The organism is Streptomyces sp. NPDC014861, assembly GCF_043081625.1.
Taxonomy (GTDB): Bacteria; Actinomycetota; Actinomycetes; order Streptomycetales; family Streptomycetaceae; genus Streptomyces.
This window is the reverse complement of record NZ_JBIBWV010000032.1, coordinates 28992-49400: the sequence shown is the minus strand read 5'-3', so window position 1 is coordinate 49400 and position 20409 is coordinate 28992. Positions and strand designations below refer to the sequence as shown.

19 protein-coding genes are annotated in these 20409 nt (G+C 74.7%); 11 read left to right on the top strand and 8 right to left on the bottom strand.

The window, feature by feature from the left end:
* Nucleotides 1-15 precede the first annotated feature (15 nt).
* On the top strand, nt 16-1464 hold the full coding sequence (locus ACF1BN_RS35290; RefSeq protein WP_392335681.1) for an amino acid permease: 1449 nt from the start codon (nt 16-18) through the stop codon (nt 1462-1464).
* 91 nt (nt 1465-1555) lie between these two features.
* Here ACF1BN_RS35290 and ACF1BN_RS35285 read toward each other — a convergent pair whose 3' ends face one another.
* The 4 genes from ACF1BN_RS35285 to ACF1BN_RS35270 all read right to left on the bottom strand — a co-directional run bounded on the left by ACF1BN_RS35285 (nt 1556) and on the right by ACF1BN_RS35270 (nt 5436).
* The gene (locus ACF1BN_RS35285) at nt 1556-3238 is read right to left on the bottom strand and encodes an alpha/beta fold hydrolase (protein ID WP_392335680.1); all 1683 of its coding nucleotides are present in this window, start codon (nt 3236-3238) and stop codon (nt 1556-1558) included.
* Nucleotides 3239-3323: 85 nt separating this feature from the next.
* Entirely contained in the window at nt 3324-3881 is a 558-nt protein-coding gene (locus tag ACF1BN_RS35280) for a TetR/AcrR family transcriptional regulator (protein WP_392335679.1), read from the bottom strand.
* Nucleotides 3882-3982: 101 nt separating this feature from the next.
* Entirely contained in the window at nt 3983-4186 is a 204-nt protein-coding gene (locus ACF1BN_RS35275; RefSeq protein WP_392335706.1) for a ferredoxin, read from the bottom strand.
* A gap of 50 nt (nt 4187-4236) precedes the next feature.
* Complete coding sequence (locus ACF1BN_RS35270; protein ID WP_392335678.1) at nt 4237-5436, bottom strand: cytochrome P450; 1200 nt, start codon at nt 5434-5436, stop codon at nt 4237-4239.
* 234 nt (nt 5437-5670) lie between these two features.
* On the opposite strand from ACF1BN_RS35270, the gene ACF1BN_RS35265 reads away from it, so the two are divergent.
* From ACF1BN_RS35265 to ACF1BN_RS35255, 3 genes are all read left to right on the top strand, one after another.
* Nucleotides 5671-7923 carry an FUSC family protein gene (locus tag ACF1BN_RS35265; protein WP_392335677.1) on the top strand — a complete coding sequence of 751 codons (2253 nt, stop codon included), beginning with the start codon at nt 5671-5673 and terminating at the stop codon, nt 7921-7923.
* Between the two features lie 25 nt (nt 7924-7948).
* Nucleotides 7949-8926 (top strand): alpha/beta hydrolase, encoded by a 978-nt coding sequence (locus ACF1BN_RS35260; RefSeq protein ID WP_392335676.1) that lies wholly within the window; start codon nt 7949-7951, stop codon nt 8924-8926.
* A 128-nt stretch (nt 8927-9054) separates the two neighbouring features.
* The gene (locus ACF1BN_RS35255) at nt 9055-9933 is read left to right on the top strand and encodes a DMT family transporter (protein WP_392335705.1); all 879 of its coding nucleotides are present in this window, start codon (nt 9055-9057) and stop codon (nt 9931-9933) included.
* 44 nt (nt 9934-9977) lie between these two features.
* Here the strand turns inward: ACF1BN_RS35255 and ACF1BN_RS35250 are convergent, their stop codons facing one another.
* The gene (locus tag ACF1BN_RS35250) at nt 9978-10547 is read right to left on the bottom strand and encodes a helix-turn-helix domain-containing protein (protein WP_392335675.1); all 570 of its coding nucleotides are present in this window, start codon (nt 10545-10547) and stop codon (nt 9978-9980) included.
* 138 nt (nt 10548-10685) lie between these two features.
* On the opposite strand from ACF1BN_RS35250, the gene ACF1BN_RS35245 reads away from it, so the two are divergent.
* The 5 genes from ACF1BN_RS35245 to ACF1BN_RS35225 all read left to right on the top strand — a co-directional run bounded on the left by ACF1BN_RS35245 (nt 10686) and on the right by ACF1BN_RS35225 (nt 15333).
* Nucleotides 10686-11465, top strand: coding sequence for an ABC transporter permease (locus ACF1BN_RS35245; RefSeq protein WP_392335674.1), 780 nt, complete (start codon nt 10686-10688; stop codon nt 11463-11465).
* Nucleotides 11462-12247 (top strand): ABC transporter ATP-binding protein, encoded by a 786-nt coding sequence (locus ACF1BN_RS35240; protein WP_392335673.1) that lies wholly within the window; start codon nt 11462-11464, stop codon nt 12245-12247. The genes ACF1BN_RS35245 and ACF1BN_RS35240 overlap by 4 nt, the downstream gene beginning before the upstream one ends.
* A 60-nt stretch (nt 12248-12307) precedes the next feature.
* Nucleotides 12308-13384 (top strand): ABC transporter substrate-binding protein, encoded by a 1077-nt coding sequence (locus ACF1BN_RS35235; protein WP_392335672.1) that lies wholly within the window; start codon nt 12308-12310, stop codon nt 13382-13384.
* Between the two features lie 97 nt (nt 13385-13481).
* The gene (locus ACF1BN_RS35230; RefSeq protein WP_392335671.1) at nt 13482-14591 is read left to right on the top strand and encodes an aryl-sulfate sulfotransferase; all 1110 of its coding nucleotides are present in this window, start codon (nt 13482-13484) and stop codon (nt 14589-14591) included.
* 319 nt (nt 14592-14910) lie between these two features.
* A complete protein-coding gene (locus tag ACF1BN_RS35225; RefSeq protein WP_392335670.1) occupies nt 14911-15333 on the top strand; it encodes a subtilase-type protease inhibitor in 423 nt (140 codons plus the stop codon).
* A 37-nt stretch (nt 15334-15370) separates the two neighbouring features.
* On the opposite strand, the gene mgrA is transcribed toward ACF1BN_RS35225, so the two are convergent.
* On the bottom strand, nt 15371-16363 hold the full coding sequence (gene mgrA / locus ACF1BN_RS35220) for an L-glyceraldehyde 3-phosphate reductase (RefSeq protein WP_392335669.1): 993 nt from the start codon (nt 16361-16363) through the stop codon (nt 15371-15373).
* A 122-nt stretch (nt 16364-16485) separates the two neighbouring features.
* Between mgrA and ACF1BN_RS35215 the strand changes: the two genes are divergently transcribed.
* Both ACF1BN_RS35215 and ACF1BN_RS35210 read left to right on the top strand, forming a co-directional pair.
* The gene (locus ACF1BN_RS35215; RefSeq protein ID WP_392335668.1) at nt 16486-17364 is read left to right on the top strand and encodes a LysR family transcriptional regulator; all 879 of its coding nucleotides are present in this window, start codon (nt 16486-16488) and stop codon (nt 17362-17364) included.
* Nucleotides 17365-17434: 70 nt separating this feature from the next.
* Nucleotides 17435-18664, top strand: a complete 1230-nt coding sequence (locus ACF1BN_RS35210; protein WP_392335667.1) for a glycosyltransferase — start codon at nt 17435-17437, stop codon at nt 18662-18664.
* 32 nt (nt 18665-18696) lie between these two features.
* Here the strand turns inward: ACF1BN_RS35210 and ACF1BN_RS35205 are convergent, their stop codons facing one another.
* Both ACF1BN_RS35205 and ACF1BN_RS35200 read right to left on the bottom strand, forming a co-directional pair.
* Nucleotides 18697-19944 (bottom strand): PP2C family protein-serine/threonine phosphatase, encoded by a 1248-nt coding sequence (locus ACF1BN_RS35205; protein ID WP_392335666.1) that lies wholly within the window; start codon nt 19942-19944, stop codon nt 18697-18699.
* Nucleotides 19913-20281 (bottom strand): ATP-binding protein, encoded by a 369-nt coding sequence (locus tag ACF1BN_RS35200; protein ID WP_392335665.1) that lies wholly within the window; start codon nt 20279-20281, stop codon nt 19913-19915. Before ACF1BN_RS35200 ends, ACF1BN_RS35205 begins: the two co-directional genes overlap by 32 nt.
* Between the last annotated feature and the right edge of the window lie 128 nt (nt 20282-20409).

Here is a 20409-nt window from a genome sequence, read left to right as displayed (position 1 = left end):
AAGGGTCACCCCGCCATGACCGCAGCCGGCGAATCCGCGCCCCCCGCCCCCTCCTCCACCGACGGAACCGACGCCGACGAGGCCGCCAGACCGGCACCCGGCGGCGAGAGCGGCCTGGTCCGCTCCCTCACCCACCGCCAGACCACCATGATCGGCCTGGGCTCCGCGCTCGGCACCGGCCTCTTCCTCGGCTCCGGGTCCGCGATATCCGTCGCCGGACCCGCCGTGATCGTCTCGTACGTCATCGGCGCCGTGCTCGTCGCGATCATCGCCGTCCTGCTCGGCGAGATGTCCGCAGCCCACCCCGTCCAGGGCTCCTTCGGCACCGTCGCCCACCGCTACCTCGGCCCCTGGGCCGGCTTCCTCAGCCGCTGGCTGTACTGGTTCAGCGCCGTCGTCGTCATCGGCACCGAGGTCGTCGCCTCGGCCCTCTACATCCGCTGGTGGTGGCCCGAGGTGCCGATGTCGGCGGCCATCCTCGTCATCGCGGCGGTGGTCCTCGCCGTCAACGTCATCAGTGTGAAGTCCTTCGGCACCACCGAGTTCTGGCTCTCCACCGTCAAGGTCGTCGCGCTCTGCGCCTTCATCCTCTGCGCCGCCCTGCTCGTCGTCTTCGGCCTGCCGGACACCGAGGCCACCGGCTTCGCGCACCTGACCGGCGACGGCGGCTTCCTCCCGCACGGCGCGAGCTCCATCTGGCTGGCCATGTCGATCGTGATGTTCGCCTACGCCGGCTTCGAGGTCGTCGCCATCGCCTCCGCCGAGGCGGCCGACCCGCAGCGCACCATCCGCACCGCCATGCGGCAGCTCGCCTGGCGCCTCGCCTTCTTCTACCTGCTCTCCATCACCCTCGTCCTCGCCCTCATCCCGTGGCGGACCCTGGCCGGCGGCGACGGCAGCGTCGAGTCCAGCCCGTTCGTCCGCGTCTTCACCGAGGTCGGCGTGCCCGCCGCGGCGACCGTCACCAACGCGGTCGTCCTCATCGCCGCCATGTCCGCCGCCAACGCGCACCTCTACGGAGCCTCCCGGCTGCTCCACTCGCTCGGAAGCGACGGTCTCGCCCCCGCCCCGCTGGCCCGGCTCAGCCGGCGCGGCGTCCCGGCGGCGGCCCTCGCCGCCTCCACCCTGGGCATCGCGGTGGCGGCGCTCCTCGCCTTCTACGACGTCAGCGGGCTCTTCGGCATCCTGATGTCGATCGCGATCTTCGCGGTGCTGCTCGTGTGGCTGCTGATCCTCGCCTCGTACGTCGCCTTCCGCCGCCACCGGAACGCGCACCCGGAGGAGTTCACCGGCTTCAGCATCCCCGGCGGCGACAAGCTCGCGGTGGTCGCCACCGTCGGGGTCCTGGCGGTGGCGGCGACGGCGGTGGAGGTGCCCGACATGCGCCAGGCCGCCGGCATCGGCCTCGCGTTCACCGCCGTCCTCCTCGTCTGTCACGTGCTGACGGCCCGGCGCCGCCGGTGACCTTGCGCCGCCCCTCGGCCCGGGGGCCGTGCCGCACCGACGCGGCACGGCCCCCGGGCCGGGTGCGTCCGACGCGCCGGCCGCCCCGGAGTCACGCCCCGGCCGGCACCCCGGCGCCGAGGTGGTGGGCGAGCTCGGCGGGGTGGGTGAGCTGGGGGTAGTGACCGGCTCCGACGATCCGGGCCACCGGGACGTCGACCGCTTCGACGAGGGGATCCTCCGAGCCCACGACGATCCGGACCGGGACGTCCACGCGCTCCAGCAGGGCGCGCACCCGCGGACGCTCGGCGACGGCTCCGCGCAAGGACGCGGCGGTGCGCCGCGCCACCCCGGGGCGCCGGAGGTCGGCCGCGGCGCTGCGCACCTCCGGTCCTTCGGGGACGCCGAGCGTCCGGGCCAGCCGAGGGGCCGGCATCCGGCGCAGCGCCGGCCCGGCCAGGACCGAGCGGGCGAGCCGCGAGGCGGGTGCCTGGAGGAACGCGGGGGAGACGAGCACGAGTCCGCCGACGCGGTCCGGGTGGTCGGCGGCGAAGCGGAGGGCGGGTCCGCAGGCCAGGGAGTGCGCGACCAGCACCGGGCGGGTCCGCACCTGGCTCATCAGTTCGGCCAGCCACGCGTCGACCGGCCGCCCGGAGGGGGCCGAGCGCCCCAGGCCGGGCAGGTCGGGGGCGAGGACCGGGCCCGGGAGGTGCTCGGCGAGTGGAGCCCACAGGTCGGAGTTCATCGGCAGGCCGTGCAGCAGGACGTGGGAGGGGTCGCGCCGGTCGCCGGTCACCCAGGTCCGACCGCCCGCCACGGTCTGGAAGCCGTACGGGCTCCGCCAGGGCGACGCGGCTCCGAAGCGGGCGGCCACCAGGTCGTCGGCCCAGGTCCGCAGGGCCTCGGAGGCGGGAGGCGTCTCCAGGCCGGCGCGCGCGGCGAGGGCCCGGGCGGAGGCCGTCGGGTAGCGGTCGTTCGACAGGAACGACAGCGTCTCGGGGTCCGCACCGGTCAGCCGCCGCGGCAGCCGCCGCAGCAGGCCGGCGGGAACGGTCCCGCGGGGTGCCCGCACACCCATGTGGGCGGCCATGGTGCCGATCAGTTCGGGCAGGAGAGGGGTGTCGTCGTCGAGCACCCAGTAGTGCTCGCCCACGGGCGACGAGGGGATCTCCGCCAGGAACCGCGCGAGATGGTCGACGGTCGTGATCGGCAGGAAGGTGTCGGAGCCGCCGGGGACGAACGGGAGCCGTCCGTTCCACAGGTCCTCGACGAGCGTCGCCAGGCCGATGTACTGGCCCGGTCCGATCACGGTGCTGGGATTGGCGACGGTCAGCGGGACCGACAGCGCCTCGGCGCGGGCCCGGACCGCGCGGTCGCCCTCGATCTTCGACGTCTCGTAGGCCCCCAGGGAGGTGTGGTCGGGGTGGTCGGCGGCCGCGCTCACGCGGTACCCGGTGAGGTGGACGAGCCGGCGCAGCCGCGGCAGCGTGGCGGCCCATTCGAGCACGTTGAGCGCCCCGGTGACGTTGACCGCCCTGGCCTCCCGCTCGTCGAGCCCGAAGGCGAAGCGGGCGGCGGCGTTGTAGACGTCCCTGACCTCGGGGAGGTCCACCAGCGGGCGCGTGATGTCGGCCGTGACGATCTCCAGCCCGCGGGTGTCGACGTTCTGCGAGGCCAGCCAGGGGGTGAGGGTGTCGTTGCGCACGGCAGCCGCCACCCGTCGGCCCCGGGTGAGCAGTTCGGCGACGAGGGAACGGCCGATGAAGCCGGTCGCGCCGAAGACGATCGCGTCCATGATGAACTCCCTAAATAGATCGGTCTACATATTTTTCGGGCCGGTGAAAGGCCCGCCGGAGTGCGGCGGGCCGTAGGGGGCCGGGTCAGTCGAGCAGGGTGCCGATCTGGCGGGCGACCCGGTCCAGGGGTTCCCTGCTGCGGTGTGTGCGGGCCAGCAGGAGCGCGCCCTCGACGAGGGCGAGGACGGTGACCGCGAGGTCGTCGGCGTCCGGGCGGTCCGCGAGCCGCGCGCGCAGCGCTCCCTCCCACGAGGTGTAGACCTCGGAGCAGGCCTGCTGCAAGGGGTCGTTGGTGCTGGCGGTCTCCAGCGCGACGGTGGCCACCGGGCAGCCCTTGCGCCACCCCGACTCCTCCAGGCGCTCGCCCAGTCGGCGCAGGATCGCCCCGGCGAACTCCGCCGCCGACGTGGTGGACTCCGCGAGGTCCTCCAGTTCGCCCCCGATCGCCCGGCCGGCCCGCCGGACGGACTCGCCGACCAACTGGTCCTTGCCGCCGGGGAAGTGGAAATACAGCGAACCGCGCGGCGCGCCGCCGGCCGCGATCACCTGATTGAGCCCGGCGCCGAGGTAGCCCCCGGTCTCGAGCAACTCCTGTGTCGCGTCCAGCAGTCGGTCCCGCGTCTCGGCGCCCTTCAGTCCCATGGCTGAACTGTAGACCGATCTACATATTTCCTCAACAGGGATGCGGAAGGCGGGGTGGTCACGGGGGTGGGCCGGCGTCCCCGACCCGCCCCCGTGAACTCTCACCCCAGCGGATCGTCCCCCAGGCTGATCGCCTGGACCGGGCAGGCGCGGACCGCCTCGCGCACCAGCGTCGCGCCCGCGCCGTCCTCGCGGCCGGGCAGGACGGCGCCGAAGCCGTCGTCGTCCTGGGTGAAGACATCGGGGGAGACCAGGGCGCACTGGCCCGCTCCCATGCACAGGTCGGGGTCGATGGCGATGCGCACCACAGGGGTTCCCTTCGTCGTGGGACCGGATCCGGACCGCGCCGTGACGCTCACCAGACGACGGGGAGTTCGAGCATTCCCTGGATCGTGTCGCCCGGCTTGAACGGGATCTCCTCGGCGGGCGCCGCCAGCCGGAGGCCCGGCAGCCGCCGCAGCAGCGTGCCAAGGGCGATCTCCAGCTCCGCGCGCGCCAGGTTCTGGCCCAGGCACTGGTGGATGCCGAAGCCGAAGGCGACGTGATGGCGGGCCGTGCGCTCCCAGTCCAGCGCGTCGGGGTCGGCGTAGACCGAGCCGTCGCGGTTGATGAGCGAGGTGGAGAACACCACCCCGTCACCCGCGCGGATGACCGCCCCGTCGATCTCCACGTCCTCGCGGGCCACCCGCAGCATGCCGTCCGCGATCGACAGGAAGCGGAGCAGCTCCTCCACGGCCGTCGGCAGCAGGGCCGGATCCGCGCGGAGCTGAGCCATCCGCTCGGGATGGCGGAGCAGGGTGTACGTGCCCAGGGAGATCATGTTGGCGGTGGTCTCGTGCCCCGCGACGAGCAGGATCGTCGCCAGCTGCACCAGCTCCTCGCGGTCCGGACCGCCCTCCCGCGCCTGCCGCGCGACCAGGTCGTCGAGGACCCCTTCGCCGGGCCGGGCGCGCTTGCCGTCGATGAGTTCGCCGAGATAGCCCTCCAACCGGGCCAGCGCGTCCTCGATGTCCTCGCCCTTCGGGCCGCGGAGCAGGCGCCGGGACTGCTCCTCGAAGAAGTCGTGGTCCTCGTACGGCACGCCCAGCAGGTCGCAGATGACGATCGAGGGCACCGGCAGCGCGAAGGCGCTCACCAGCTCGGCCGGCGGACCCGCGGCCTCCATGGCGTCCAGCAGCCTGTCCACGGTCGCCTGGATCCGGGGGCGCAGGCCGTCCGTGCGCTTCAGGGAGAAGCTCGGGATCAGCATCCTCCGCTGGACGTTGTGCTCGGGGTCGTCCCAGCCGAGGAGCGCGGCGCGCCGGCGGCTGCGGAGGGCCTGGGCGCGTTCCACCGGGATCGGGAAGTCGGGGCGGGTGGAGTCGGTGGACAGCCGCTGGTCGGCCAGGAGGGCCCGGGCGGTCCGGTGTCCGGTGACGAGCCACACCTCCCGGCCGTCCCACAGGGTGACCCGGGACAGGGGGCGGTCCTCGCGCAGCGGATCGTAGGCGGTCGGGGGGTGATAGGGGCAGGAGCGGTTCTGGGGGAAGGCGACGGTCTCGTCCGTGGTCGTCATCAGGGAACCTCGCAGACGTCGGATCGTTGGCTCCGGCGTGAATGCCACCCTCCACTACATGCCTCAGGCACCTATCCGGTCTACGCGGAGTTCGGCCAATCCGCCGGAACGGGTGGCACCCTTCCCCCGGGCGAGCGACGGCGCCCCGGCGGCGCGTGCGAGGGCGCGTGACGGCGGGGGTGCCCGGCAGCCGGTCGTCCGGCGGGTTCCGCCGCGGCGGGAGATGCTGGGAGCATGCCTGGCGCGCTCCCGCGACGGCCCCCGCCCGCCTACCGGACGGCGGGGCGGAGGGCACTGCGCGTCACGATCGCCGCCTCGGCCGGGTTCTACGTCCTCCTCTACGGCCTGGACTGGTCGGTCGGCGCGACCTACGCCCTGTTCGGCGCGATCGCCATGGCCGGCCTGTCCCACCTCCCCGGCTCCGGACGCCAGCGGGCCGAGCTGCTGCTCGGCGCGGTGCCGGTGTGCTGGGCGCTGATCACGCTCGGCACCTACCTGTCCGTGCGGACCTGGAGCGCCGTCGTCGGCATGCTCGTCGTCGGGTTCACGCTGGCCTTCATGGCGGTCGGAGGACCACGGTTCGCGGGCGCGGCCACGGGCCTGCACCTGATGTACATCCTGCCGTCGTTCCCGCCCTACGCGCCCGGCACGCTGGGCGAACGGCTCGCGGGGGCGACCTTCGGGATCGCCCTGCTGATCGTCGCGGAGCTGACGCTGCTGCCCGAGCCCGGCGCGCTGCCCTACCGCGAAAGGGCCGCCCGGGCCGCCGACGGCGTGGCGCGCTGCGCCGAGCGGCTGCGGTCGGCGCCGTACACCCTGCCCGAAGCCCTGCGCGACTCGGCCCGCACCCTCAGCAAAGAGCTCCGCTCCTCCCAGGTCCCGGAAGCCGAGAGGCCCGCCGGAGCGGGTGTGCGCCAGAGGGCGCTGGCCCACACGGGCCTGGCGACGCGCACCCTGCTCGGCAGGCTGGCGGCGCTGCCACCGCCGGCGCCGGGCGTGGCGCCGCCCGGAGCCGCCGGAGCCGGTGCGGTGGGCGTCGAGGACCCCGACGTGCTGCGGGCCGTCGCGGACGTGGCGGGGGAGACCGCCGTCGGACTGCGGGGCGGAACCCCGGACGCCCGGGCCCACACCCGGCTGAGCCGGATCCGCAGGGCGCTCACCACGGCCGAGGACGCCCTGCCCGCCGCGCAGCGCCGCACCGCCGCGCTCCTGGAGGTCACGGACGCGGCGCTCGCGATGTCGACCGCGGCCGACCTCGCCGTACGGGGCAGGGCCGGCGCCGCACCGGCGCCGGGGCGCTTCTGGTACGCGCGGATGCGGGCCCCGCAGCTGTGGTGGCGGCGTCTGTCGGGCCATGTGGGCGGCCGGTCGGTGTTCTTCCAGAACGCCGTACGGATCAGCCTCGCGCTGGCGGCGGCCCGGCTGATCGCCGGCGTCGACACGCTCCCGCACGGCTTCTGGGTCCTCCTGGCCACCCTGACGCTGACCCGCACGACGGTACGGGAGACCCGCACGACGGTACGCAGGGCGCTCACCGGCACCCTCGTCGGCGCGCTCCTCGCGGCCGCCCTGCTGGCGCTCGTCGGCACCGACATCGAGGTGTACGCGGTGGCGCTGCCGCCGCTGATGCTCGTCACCTTCACGCTGGGACCGGTGAAGGGCGTCGGATGGTCGCAGGCCCTGTTCACCGTCGTCGTCGCCCTGGTGTTCGCGCAACTGGCCCCGGCGACCTGGCAGCTCGCCGAGTTCCGGCTGCTCGACGTGGTCACGGGCAGCGCGATCGGCGCGGTGTTCGGCCTCCTCGCCTGGCCGCGCGGCGCCCACGACGAACTGCGGCGCTCGGTCGCGGTGCTGCTGCGGGTCGCAGCGGAGATCGTCGTGGCCACGACGGCCCGGACCGCGGCGGGCGGCCGGCGCGTACCGGTGCTCTCCGCGCCCGGCAGCAGGTCGCTCCAGCACGCCCTGGTCATGGCGGAGTCCGCGTACGCGCAGTACCAGAGCGAGCCGACGGGACCGGCACGGCCGCCGGGCGGCCAGGACTGGCAGGCCGCGCTCATCACGGGGCACCACACGCTCTGGGGCGTCGACCGGCTCCTCGTCCCCCCGGAGCCGGTCGACGTCCCGCCGCTGGACAGCCGCCCGACCGAGGCCGTCGTCCGGGCGGGCGACCGGGTCGCGGCCCGGATGCTGCTCATCTCCGCCCGCACCGACCCCACCGGTGACACCCCGGAGACGCCGCTGCCGCCCTCCGGCCTCCGGGCGCCCACCCTCTTCCCCGACGCCCCGCCCGGCACGCCGCACGCCTACTACGCGACCATGGCGTGGCTGGCCTCGCTGACCACGGACCTCGGACGCCTCGCCGGAGAGAGCCGTGCCGAGACCGCCCCACCCGTCGGCGACCGCCCGGCCCCGGACACCGGTTGCGCCGAGCCCGGAAGCGGTCACGATGGAACCCGGGGAGATCCACAGGGGGGTCGCGCCTCGTAGCGGGGCACCACACACTGGAGTGTTCATGACGCAGCTTCCCCCGCCCGTCACGCCCTATCTGGAGCCCGCCGCGAAGGAACTGGCCGAGGCGACGGACCCGCACCCGCGGATCTACGAGGTCCCGCCGGAGCAGGGCAGGGCGATCCTGGCCGATCTCCAGAGCGGCGAGGGCGTGCCACGACCCGAGGTCGACGAGGAGTGGGTCGACGTGGACGCGGGGGAGTGGGGCACGGTGCGCACCCGGGTCATCCGGCCGAAGGGCGTCAGCGGCCAGCTGCCCGTGGTCTTCTACATCCACGGCGCGGGATGGGTCTTCGGTGACGAGAAGACCCACGACCGGCTCTTCCGCGAGCTCGTCGTCGGCGCCGGCGCCGTCGGGGTCTTCCCGGTGTACGACCGCGCTCCGGAGGCCAAGTACCCCACGCAGGTCGAGCAGAACTACGCGGTGGGGCAGTGGGTGCGGAAGAACGGCGCCGACCACGGGATGGACGTCTCACGCGTGGCCGTCACCGGTGAGTCCGTCGGGGGCTGCATGTCGGCCGTCTTCGCGCTGATGAACCAGGAACGCGACGACGGCCTCGACCTGAAGGCCCAGGTCCTGCTCTACCCGGTGACCGACGCCGACTTCGACACACCGTCCTACCTGCAGTTCGCGGAGGGGTACTACCTGACCCGCGACGGCATGAAGTGGTTCTGGGACGCCTACACGACCGACCCCGCCGAACGGAGGCAGCACCACGCCTCCCCGCTGCGGTCGACCCTCGAACAGCTGCGCGGCCTGCCCACCACGCTCGTCATCACCGACGAGGCCGACGTCCTGCGCGACGAGGGCGAGATGTACGCCAACCGGCTCCGCGAGGCCGGCGTCGACGTGACCTCGGTCCGGGTGGCCGGCATGGTCCACGACTTCCTGCTCCTGGACAGCCTGCGCGACACCCGCGCGGCCGTCGTGGCCCGGCGGCTCGCGATCGACGCGCTGCGCGACGCGCTCCACGCCGACTGACCTCCCGGCGAGCCGCCTCCGGCGCGCCCCCGTCCGATCGCGAGGGCGGGGGGCCGCGTGCGTCCGATCGGCCCAATCCCCGACGAGGCCGGTCGTGGACCCGTGCCGGCCGGGGGAACGTGGCCGGTGTGCTCCTCCTCGCCGTCGTCTTCGCCGTCCTCGGGGCGGCCAGCAACGCCACCGGAACCGTGTTCCAGCGGAAGGCCGCGGCCACCGTCCCCCAGGGCGGTGGCCTGCGGCTGATCCTGACCCTGGCCCGTCGTCCCGTCTGGCTGGTCGGCATCGCCGGGGTGGTGGGCGCGGCGCTCTTCCAGGCCCTGGCCCTGTCCTTCGGGCCGCTGTCCCTCGTGCAGCCCGTCTTCGTGCTGGAGCTGCCCTTCGCGCTGGTCATCGCGATGCCGCTCCTCCACCGGCGGCTGCCGGCCTCCGGCTGGTGGGCGGTGGCCGGCGTGGTGGCCGGTCTGGCGCTGCTCCTGGGCGCGGCCGCACCGACGGGGGCTTCCAGCGACGCGCCGATGACCCGGTGGGCCGTCGTGCTGACGGCCTGCCTCGGCGCGATCGGCGTCGCGGTGCTCGTGGCCCGGCGCCGTTCCCCGCTCGGCCGGGCCGTCTGCTTCGGCACCGCGGCGGCCGTCGCCAACGCCCTGACCGCGGCACTGCTGAAGTCCTCGGCGGGAGCCTTCGCGGACCACGGGATCGCCGCGTTCCTCACCAGCTGGCAGACGTACGGCTTCGCCGCCACGGGAGTGGCCGCCGTCCTGCTGCTGGAGAACGCCCTCCAGGCGGGATCGCTCGCCGCCTCGCAGCCCGCGCTCACCATCGGCGACGCCCTCGTCAGCCTGCTGATCGGGGTCTTCCTCTTCCGGGAGACGATCCGAACCGGCTGGTACCTCCTGCCGGAGGCCGTCGGCGCGGGCCTGATCGTCGTCGGCGTCCTCGTGCTCTCCCGCGCCGTGCGCCAGATCCGTGAACTCGGCCCCGACCCGGCCCCTTCCGCGAGCGGCTGACCCGTCCGGAGCCGCCGTCGCGCCGTTCGGCGGGCGGAAGCGGGTCAGGCGTTGGCGATCACCAGGAGGGTGCGGGCGGGGGCCGGCCCCGGGAGGCGGCAGCGGTGGGGGACCTCGCCCCGGTGATGGGCGCTCTGGCCCGCCGTCAGGGTGAGCGGGGGCTCGCCCTCGACCTCCAGGACGATCTCGCCCTCCAGGACGTAGAGGAAGTCCTCACCGGGGTGCTCGAACCAGCCGCGCTCGCCGCGACCGGGCTCGAAGTGGTGCTCGTAGGCCTCCATCAGGGAGCTGCGGCCGCCGGGGATGAGGACCTGCGCGATCTGGCCGGCGGTCTCGCTGACGCGGATGACCTGCGGGTCGGCCTCGTGGGTCACGGCGCCGGGACGGGCCGGCGGGCGGAGGAAGGTGCCCGGGGTGACGTCCAGGGCCTCGGCGATGCGGTAGATCGAGCTGAGGCTGGGGGTGGTGAGGCCGCGTTCGAGCTGGCTGAGGAAGGGCTGGGAGAGGCCTGAACGGGCGGCGAGGACGGCCATGGAGACGCCGCGCTGCTTGCGGCAGTTCCGGACCACCCGGCCGACCTCGATGGCCTCGGGCGTGGGTTCTGGTCGGGACACGCAGGTGAACGTACCTCATCGGGTCCGGAGCGCCCGGGGGCCCGGGGACGTTTCATGCCGCCGCAACACAGCCTTCATAAGCGTCGTCAATTATTGACCCTGCTTATGAAGTTCTGTGGCCGAACAAGGAGCTGCCCCGTGCGCGTCACCCCCTCACCGCCCGGCCGGGCCCGCGGCAGGCTCGTGCCGGCCCTCGGTGCCGCCGGTGCCGTGCTCACGCTCTGGTACCTGCTCGCCCGGTCCGGAGCGGTGGCGCCAGGCCTCCTGCCCACGCCCGGCCGGACGGCCGCCGCGCTCGCCGACAGCGCGCGCAGCGGGCTGCTCGCCGCCGACCTGGCGGCCAGCCTGGCCCGCGCAGGCCAGGGCTTCGCGCTCGGCGCCGTCGCCGGAGGCGCCCTCGGCTTCGCCACCGGGTACCTCCCGAAGCTGTCGGCCGCCGTCACGCCGATCGTCTCCTTCCTGCGGCCGATCCCGGCCATCGCCCTCGTGCCGCTCGCCACCGCCTGGTTCGGCGTCGGCGAGACCGCGAAGCGCCTGCTCATCGCCTACGCCGTCCTCCTCGCCGTCTGGCTGTACGTCCACGACGGCGTGTCCCGGGTCCCCGTCTCCCACCTGCGGGCCGCCCGGACACTCGGCGCCCCGCTCCACCGCAGGTTCGCCGAGGTGCTGCTGCCGGCCGCCGCGCCCGCGCTCCTGGCCGCGCTGCGGTACGGCGCCTCCGTCGCCCTCCTCGCCCTCGTGGCCGCCGAACTCGGCGGAGCCGACAGCGGGTTGGCGTACCGGCTCCAGGTGGACGGGCAGTTCCTCCGGGTGGACCGGATGTTCGCCGGGCTGCTGGTGCTCGGGCTGCTCGGTGTCGTCGTCGACCTCCTCCTCGCCGCGCTCGGCCGGCGGATCGTCCACTGGAGCGCCTCATGAGCAAGGACGTACGCCTGGAGGGCGCCGCGGTCCGGTACGGCACCGCCCGCGTCCTGGATCCGATCGACCTCGACCTCCCCGCCGGATCCTTCACCGCCCTCCTGGGGCCCAGCGGATGCGGCAAGTCCACCGTGCTGAACCTCGTCGCCGGCTTCACCCGCCCCTCGGAGGGCCGGGTCACCGCCGGAGCCGCCCCGGCGCGCGGACCCGGGCCCGACCGGGGCGTCGTCTTCCAGCACTACGCGCTCTACCCCTGGCGCACCGCACGCGGCAACGTCGAGTTCGCCCTCAAGCGCCTCGGACTCCCGCGCGCGGAGCGACGCCGCCGCGCCCTGGCGGCCCTGGCCGAGGTCGGACTCGCGGACGGCGCCGAGAAGTACCCGGCCCAGCTCTCCGGCGGCATGCAGCAGCGCGTCGCGCTGGCCCGCGCCCTCGCCGCCGAGCCCGAGGTCCTGCTCATGGACGAACCCTTCGGCGCCCTGGACGCCCTCACCCGGACCCGGATGCAGACCCTGCTCCGCGAACTGTGGCGGCGGCGCGGCACCACCGTCCTCTTCGTCACCCACGACATCGACGAGGCCCTGGCCCTCGCGGAGCGCGTCGTCGTGCTCGGCGGCACTCCCGGGCGGGTGCTCGCGGACCACGAGGTGCCGGAGCGCGCGGCCGCGACGCCGGAGTCCGTACCGGCGGGGGCCGGGCAGGCACCGTCCGGCGGGCCCTCCCGGGATCCCGCCCCCGGCCTGCGGTCGCTGATCGCGCGACAGCTCGGCTCGGAGCGGTGACCCTCCGCCCCTCCACTTCCCGCTTCCCTCTCGCCTCCCCGTTCCCCGGAAGGACCCGACATGCCCGGACGCACTCCGACCAGACCCCGCGCGCTGACCGACCCCCGCGCCTCGACCAGACCCCGCGCCCTGCCCGGCCCCCGCGCCTCGGCCAGAGCCCGCGCGCTGGCCGCCCTCCTGGCGGCGGTGCTCGCCGGCGCCCTCGCGACGGGCTGCGCCGCCGGCTCGGAGCCCGCCGGCCGTGACACGGTCTCGCTCGCCACCAGCGACCACCTCGGCGGCGCGCCCGTCCACGTGGCGCAGGCGCGGGGGCTGTGGACGAGCGAAGGGATCACCGCCGCCGTGACCACCCGGCCGACGGGCCGCGACGCGCTCAACGCCGTGCTCGGCGGGCAGGCGCAGCTCGGCGTCGTCGGAGACCTGCCCGCCGTCACGGCCGCGCTGGGCGGCCGCGAGCTGCGCGTCGTCGCCGACCTGTCCCGGTTCTCCGACTGGCGGCTGCTGACCCGCGCCGACCACGGGATCACCGGTTTCGCCGCCCTGAAGGGGCGCAAGGTCGGTGTTCCGCAGGGGACCAACGTCGAGTACGCGCTCTCGCGGATGCTGGCCTCCGCGGGGTTGACCGCCGCCGACGTGACCGTCGTCAACCTCGCCCCGAACCAGGTCACCCCGGCACTCGCGCGCGGCGACGTCGAGGCCGGGGTCACCTTCCCCAGCTTCTACGACTCCGCCCGGACCGCCCTCGGTGACCGGTACGCCGAACTCTCCTTCACCGGCTACACCGCCCGCACCCTGCTCGTCGCCGGCCCCGAGGCGACCGAGGAGACCACGACCGCCGTGCTCCGCGCCCTGCGGAAGGCCGAGGCGCGCATCGGCGCGGATCCGGCCGGGGCCCGCGAGGACGTCCTCGCGGAGGCGAAGGGGGCGCTCCAGGCCGGTTACGTGGCCGCCTTCCAGCCCCGGTACGCGTACGGCTCCACGCTCTCGTCCGAACTGCTCGTCCAGCTGACCGAGGAGGCCGCCTGGGCCAAGACCGCCCAGAAGCTGCCGGGCTCCGCCGACCGCGCCGCGCTGCTGCGGCACCTGGACCCCGCGCCGCTGAAGGCCGTGGACCCGGCCGCCGTCACCGTGCGCTGAACGGCACCACGCCCCGACGCCGCCCGTTCCCACGGGCGCGGTCCCGCGTCCGCCCCCCGATCGATTTTCATCCGTACCGTACGAGGAGACCCCGTCCATGACCGTCGACCAGAACACCCTGCGCCGCCGCGGCGTCGGCCTGATCGCCCACGACCCCGCCCGCACCTACGGCGGCTACACCCTCTACACGCCCATCACCGGCTCCGGTGACATCCACCTCGTCGACATCGAGGGCCGGCCCGCGCACACCTGGAACTCCCCGCACCCGCCGGGCCGGCACGCGCAGCTCCTGCCGAACGGCAACCTCTTCTACGCGGCCAAGGACACCGGCGGCCCGACGCTCTTCCCGATCTGGGACGTCTACCACGGGGGGATCTTCCAGGAGCTCGCCCCGGACTCCACCGTCCTGCGCGAGGTGCGGCACCCGTACCACCACCACGACGCCTCGATCCTGCGCAACGGGAACCTCGTCGTCACCGTCGTCGAGCCGCTGGAGCCGGACCAGGCCGCCCGGATCCGCGGCGGCATCCCCGGCTCCGAGGCGCCGGGCGGGGTGATCTACGGGGACGTCGTCCTCGAACTCGCCTGGGACGGGAGCGAGGTGTGGCGCTGGGCCGCCATCGACCACCTCGACCCCGAGGACTTCCCGCTCGACCGGCACTTCGCCCGCGAGCACTGGCCCATGGCCAACACCGTCAACGAGAGCGCCGACGGCTCGATCGTCCTCGGGTTCCGCAGCGCGTCCTCCGCCGTCGCGATCGACCGCGCCGACGGCTCGGTCCTGTGGCGCATCGGTCCCGACGTGCTGGCCCAGCAGCACCACCCGCACGAGCTGCCCGGCGGCACCGTCCTCGTCTTCGACAACGGCAGCTACCGCGACACCACCTCCGTGCCGTACTCGCGGGTCCTGGAGCTGGACCCGCTGACCGGCGAGGAGGTCTGGTCCTACCAGGACAACCCGCCGCAGAACTTCTACAGCCCCTACATGTCCAGCGCCCAGCGCCTGCCCAACGGCAACACCTTCATCGCGGAGGGATCGTTCGGACGGCTCTTCGAGGTGACACCGGGCGGCGAGGTCGTGTGGGAGTTCGTGGTGCCGCAGTTCCGGTCCTTCGGGGACGGGGTGGGCCTGGAGTCGTCGGCGGGGGCCCAGAACTCGGTCTTCCGCGCCTACCGCTACGCGGCCGAACAGCTGCCCTGGCTGTGACCGACCGTTCGAGGAGCGATGGCAATCGGTCATCTTCCATGCACGGAAGGTGAACACCAGAGGCCCTGAGCGGGAGCGCGGGCCCGTGATCCCGGGCCCGCGCTCCCGGGCCGCGGACCCGCCCCGGCGAGCCGGCGGGGTGTCCTCACCCCGTCGAACAGGCAGAACGTTCGGTCGGTAGCAGTGCATCGGCGGACTTGTCCGTAAGTAGGCCATCGAGGTGTGATCGACCTTCGTTCACGACAGTATCTGCGGCGTCGAACCCGGAACTCGCAGAAATCTTCTGCGAGATCCCTCTTCTTCGAAGGAGCATCCTGTCGTGCGTCACCGTATCGCCGCCGTATCCGCCTCCGCCCTCCTCGTCCTCGCCGGCACCGCCGGCGTGGCGCAGGCCGCGCCGGCCAGCCTGTACGCCCCCTCGGCCCTCGTGCTGACCGTCGCCCAGGGCGACGAGCAGGCGGCCACGGTGGTCCGGGCGTCCACCCTCAGCTGCGCACCGACGGCCCAGGGCACCCACCCCGACCCCGAGGCCGCCTGCGCGGCGCTCGCGGCCACCTCCGGGTCCCTCGACCGCCTGCTGGCCGCCCCGGCGCCGGACCGCGTCTGTCCCCTGCACTACGACCCGATCACCGTCTCCGCCGACGGCGTGTGGAAGGGCGAGCGCGTCAGCTGGCGGCACACGTTCTCCAACACCTGCGCCATGTCCGTCGACCTGAGGGACCACGGCGTGTTCGCGTTCTGACGGGCCCACCGAGGGGCGGGGCGCCGGCCCCGCCCGCTCACGGGCCGACCAGGGCGTCCACGCGAGCCAGCTCCTCGGCGTCGAAGTCGAGGTTCGCGACGGCGGCCACGCTGTCGTCGAGCTGGCGGGTGCTGCTCGCGCCGATCAGGGCCGAGGTCACCCGCCCCCCGCGCAGCACCCACGCCAGGGCGAGCTGCGCCAGGGTCTGGCCGCGCTCCTCCGCGAGGGCGTTCAGCGCGCGCAGCCGGTCCACCAGGTCCTCGGTGACGGCGTCCCGGCGCAGGAACGGGCTGTCGCTCGCGGCCCGGGAGTCCTCCGGGATGCCGTTCAGGTAGCGCCCGGTGAGCAGGCCCTGCTCCAGCGGGGAGTAGGCGATGGACCCGACCCGCAGCTCGTCGAGCGCGTCCAGCAGCCCCTCGGACTCCGGGCGCCGGTCGAGCAGGGAGTAGCGCGGCTGGTGGATGAGGAGCGGGGTGCCGAGCTCACCCAGGATGCGGGCCGCCTCGCGGGTCTGCTCGGCCGAGTAGTTGGAGACGCCGACGTAGAGCGCCTTGCCCTGCTGGACCGCCGAGTGCAGGGCGCCCATCGTCTCCTCCAGGGGAGTCTCCGGGTCGAAGCGGTGCGAGTAGAAGACGTCCACGTACTCCAGGCCCAGGCGGTTCAGGCTCTGGTCCAGCGAGGACAGCAGGTACTTGCGCGATCCCCACTCGCCGTACGGGCCCGGCCACATCAGGTACCCGGCCTTGGTGGAGACGACCAGCTCGTCGCGGTGCGGCGCGAAGTCCGTCGCGAGGACCGCGCCGAGGGCGGACTCGGCGGCGCCGGGCGGCGGGCCGTAGTTGTTCGCCAGGTCGAAGTGGGTGATCCCGAGGTCGAAGGCGCGGCGCAGAATGGCCCGCTGTCCCTCCGCCGTGCGGTCGGGGCCGAAGTTGTGCCACAGGCCCAGCGACAGCGCGGGCAGCTTGAGGCCGCTGTTCCCGGCACGGCGGTAGGGCATGTCGGCGTAACGGTCGGGGTGTGCGGTGTACAACGCGGCTCCATGGGTCGAGGGGTGCCGGCTCCAGGGACCGGACGCCGACCAATCTGCACCCACCCCCCACCATCGGTCCAACAGGAGAATCCGATGGGATTCAGCGGATACGCTTCTCAGTCATGGAACTGCGCCACCTCCAGCACTTCGTCGCCGTCGCCGAGGAACGGCACTTCACCCGGGCCGCCGAACGCCTGATGGTCTCCCAGTCGGGCCTGTCCGCGTCCGTCCGGGCGCTGGAGCGCGAGCTGCGCGCCCCCCTGTTCGTCCGGACCACCCGCCAGGTGACCCTGACGGAGGCCGGGCGGGCCCTGCTGGGGGAGGCCGAGCGGATCCTGGCCCAGGTGCGGACCGCGCGCGAAGCGGTGGCCGCCGTCCAGGGCGTGCTGCGCGGCACCCTGACACTGGGCACCGAGCAGTGCGTCGCCGGGGTGTACGCGGCGGGACTCCTGGCCGCGTTCCACCGCCGGCACCCGGACGTGGAGATCCGGCTGCGCCAGTCCGCCTCCCTCGACCTGGCCGAGGAGGTCTCCGGCGGACGCCTCGACCTCGCCTTCGCCTACCGCACACGCGCCGACTCCGACCAGCTGCGCGCCGTGCCGCTCGCCACCGAGCCGATGACCCTGCTGTGCCACCCCGGGCACCCGCTCGCGACGGCCGGGAAGCCCCTCGCCCCCGCCGACCTCGCCGCGGAGGTCTTCGTCGACTTCCACCCCGACTGGGGACCCCGCCGGGCCACCGACGCCGCCTTCGCCGCCGCCGGCGTCCGGCGCAAGGTGGCGCTGGAGGTCAACGACGTCCACAGCCTGCTCGACCTGGTCGACGAGAACCTGGGCGTGGCGGCCGTCCCCCGCCACTTCCGGCAGAAGCGCGAGACCCTGCGCGCCCTGCCGGTGCGGGGCGTGCCCGACACCGTCTACGAGACGGTCGCGCTGCTCCCGCCCCCGCAGGCCACCAGCCCCGCCGCCCGCGCCCTGATGGCACTGCTCGAACGGTCCTGACGGAAGACGGGCCGGACCGCGCGGTCGGGTCCTCCGCGTGGTCGCGTCCCCGGCGGGGCAGACTGGCGGCGTGCGCATCGTGATGATGACGGCGGGGTCGCGCGGCGACGTCGCGCCGTACACGGGTCTGGGTGCCGGTCTCGTACGGGCCGGGCACGAGGTGACCCTGGCCACCCACGGCGTGTTCGAGCCGCTGGTGGCGGGGTCCGGGGTGCGGTTCCGCGCGCTTCCGGTGGACCCCCGCGCCGAACTCCACTCCGCGCGCGGGGCGCGGCTGCACGACGCGAGGACCGGCGCCGGCAAGCTCGTACGGCTCGTGTCGATGGCCCGCCGAGCGGTCGACGAGATGACCGGGACGCTCGTGGCGGCGGCGCGCGAGGGCGAGGTCCTGCTCGTCGGCGGGGCGCTGGGCCCGCTCGGGTACGCCCTCGCGGACGCCCTGTCGGTACCGGCTCTGGGACTGCACCTCCAACCCCTCCACCCGACCGGCGAGTTCCCCGCCCCCGTCCTCGGGACCCGGCCCCTGGGGTCCGTGGGGAACAGGCTGAGCGGACGGGCCGTCATGACGTCGGTGGAGCTGATGTTCTCGGACGCCGTACGGTCCCTGCCCCGGCGGCACGGGATCGCGGCGCCGGGCCGGGCCGGACGGAGGCCTCGGCCGGTGCTCCACGGCTACAGCGAACGCGTGGTCCCCCGCCCCCGGGACTGGCCCGTCGGCCTCGACGTGTCGGGGTACTGGTGGCCTCACGAGCCGCCCGGCGCCCGCCTCTCCGGAGAGCTGGAGGACTTCCTCGCCGCCGGGCCCCCGCCCGTCTTCGTCGGACTGGGCAGCGCCACCGTCCCCGACCCCGAACGGCTGAGCCGCGAGATCGTCACCGCGCTGCGGGCCGCGAAGGTGCGCGGGATCGTGCAGAGCGGCTGGGCGGGCCTGTCCGCCCGGGGCGACGACATCCTGACCGTCGGCGAGGTGCCGCACTCCCTGCTCTTCCCCCGGACCGCCGCCGTCGTCCACCACGCGGGAGCGGGCACCACCGGCGCCGTCCTGCGGGCCGGCGTGCCGTCCGTCCCGGTGCCGGTCCAGTTCGACGCGGCGTTCTGGGCGTCCCGGCTGACCGCGCTCGGCACCTCCCCCGGCGCGGTGCCGCTGCGCCGGCTGACCGCCGGGGCCCTGGCCGAGGCCCTGCGCCGGGCGACGCGGGACGGCTCCCACACCACGCGCGCCCGTGCGCTGGCCGACGGTCTCGCCGCGGAGGACGGCGTGGCACCGGTGCTGGCCGCGCTCGCCCGCCTGCCCGGCTGACCCCGGGCGGGAAGCGCCCCGGCCCCCGTGGCTCAGCGGCGCCCGGGATGCCACTCGGCGAGGAGGATGGTGGCGTCGTCGCTCAGACGGCGGTCCTGGTGCACGAGGATGTGCTGGAGGAGGCGCCGCAGCGCCTCGGGCGCCGGAAGACCCTCGGTCAGCGCCCGGACGACGATGTCGGCCAGGCGCTCCTCGCCGAACAGCTCGCCCGTCGCGGAGCGGGCGTCGATGACTCCGTCGGTGAACAGCAGCAGCCGGTCGCCCGGCTGGAGCTGGAAGGTGTGGACGGGCGGGGCGGCGATGCCGTAACCGGTCAGTCCGAGGGGCGGGTGGGGAGCGCGGTCGAGAGCGCCGGTCACGATGCGCCGGTCCCGGATCAGCAGGGGAGCGGGATGGCCGCAGTTGATCCACCTCAGCCGGCCGGTCGTGGTGTCGAGGTCGCCGATGACACAGGTCAGCAGCCGCTCCGGGATCCAGCGCTCCAGCGTGCGGTCGATCTCCACCGCGATGTCGTCGAGCCCGCCGCCGGCGCGCCGGGTGGAGCGGCAGGCGGCGAGCGCGGCGGCGCTGCAGCCGCCGGACGCGAGGTCGTGGCCCATGGCGTCCAGCAGGGACAGGTGCAGCAGGTCTCCGGCCAGGCTGTGGTCGTACGCGTCCCCGCCGACCTCGTACGCGGGCTCCAGCACGGCGCTGGAGGTGACCGTCGCCGTGCCGATGGTCCGCGGCGGCAGGAACGCCCACAGCAGCTCGGCCTGGAGCCGCATCGACCGGGTGCGCATGGTCTGGGCGAGCACGTCGCTGAACGGCTGCTTGGTGGCCAGGATCATGGCGACCAGACCCGCGAGGGCCTCGCACCGGTGCAGCAGCGGCGGATCGAGCTCCGGCGCGGTCACCCGCAGCACGCCCATCCGGCCGATGCCGTCCACGATCGGGATCCAGCCCGTGCGCTCCCCGCCCCCGGAGGCCGGCCGGCCGAGCCGCGCCGTCTCGGTGCGGTACGCGTGTCCGGCGAGCGAATTGTCGACGGGGAGCGTCTCCAGCTCCTCGGCCCCCTCGCCGGCCGCGAGCCGCGACGCCTGCTCGGGCAGGGGAAGAGCCACCAGGCCCACCTGCTGGAGGTCGGCCACGTAGACCCGGGCCTCCGTCAGGCCCAGCCGCCGCCCGGCGTCCGCCACGAGGAGGGGGATCGCGCGGGGCGCGAGCCGGTGGGCCGAGGCCAGCACGTCCGCCAGGACCGCGCCCAGGGTGTCACCGTCGCCGTCCGCCCTGTCCACAGGCACCAGCCCGCCCTCCGCCGCCGGTCACCGGCCGACCCCGGTGCCGCCTCCCATCATGCGCCGGTACGGGCGCGGGCGCCGTCGCGCCGTCCAGGACGACGCGGGCGGTCACCCGCTTGCCGCCGGGCTCCCGCCGCACCTCGACGTCATGGGCGACGGCCGTCACGATCTCCAGACCGTGCCGCCCGACCCGGGTGGGGTCGGTGTCCCCGACCACCGGGAAGCGCGGCTCGCCGTCCCGCACGGACAGGGCGACGAGCCCGCCCTCCAGCCGCAGCTCCAGCAGGACGGGGCCGGGAGCGTACTTCAGGGCGTTGGTCACCAGCTCGCTGATGACCAACCGGGCTGTCTCCACGGCGTCGGGGGGGGGGGGGGGGGGCCCGCCCCCCCCCCCCCGGGGGGGGGCGGGGGGGGGGCCGCCGGGGCCGGGCGGGGGGGGGGGTCCCCCGCGGGGTAGGTCGGGGGGGT

Coding starts and splice junctions, on each gene's coding strand:
- ACF1BN_RS35290 (WP_392335681.1), top strand. CDS start 16: ATGACCGCAGCCGGCGAATCCGCGCCCCCCGCCCCCTCCTCCACCGAC.
- ACF1BN_RS35285 (WP_392335680.1), bottom strand. CDS start 3,238: ATGGACGCGATCGTCTTCGGCGCGACCGGCTTCATCGGCCGTTCCCTC.
- ACF1BN_RS35280 (WP_392335679.1), bottom strand. CDS start 3,881: ATGGGACTGAAGGGCGCCGAGACGCGGGACCGACTGCTGGACGCGACA.
- ACF1BN_RS35270 (WP_392335678.1), bottom strand. CDS start 5,436: ATGACGACCACGGACGAGACCGTCGCCTTCCCCCAGAACCGCTCCTGC.
- ACF1BN_RS35265 (WP_392335677.1), top strand. CDS start 5,671: ATGCCTGGCGCGCTCCCGCGACGGCCCCCGCCCGCCTACCGGACGGCG.
- ACF1BN_RS35260 (WP_392335676.1), top strand. CDS start 7,949: ATGACGCAGCTTCCCCCGCCCGTCACGCCCTATCTGGAGCCCGCCGCG.
- ACF1BN_RS35240 (WP_392335673.1), top strand. CDS start 11,462: ATGAGCAAGGACGTACGCCTGGAGGGCGCCGCGGTCCGGTACGGCACC.
- ACF1BN_RS35235 (WP_392335672.1), top strand. CDS start 12,308: ATGCCCGGACGCACTCCGACCAGACCCCGCGCGCTGACCGACCCCCGC.
- ACF1BN_RS35230 (WP_392335671.1), top strand. CDS start 13,482: ATGACCGTCGACCAGAACACCCTGCGCCGCCGCGGCGTCGGCCTGATC.
- ACF1BN_RS35215 (WP_392335668.1), top strand. CDS start 16,486: ATGGAACTGCGCCACCTCCAGCACTTCGTCGCCGTCGCCGAGGAACGG.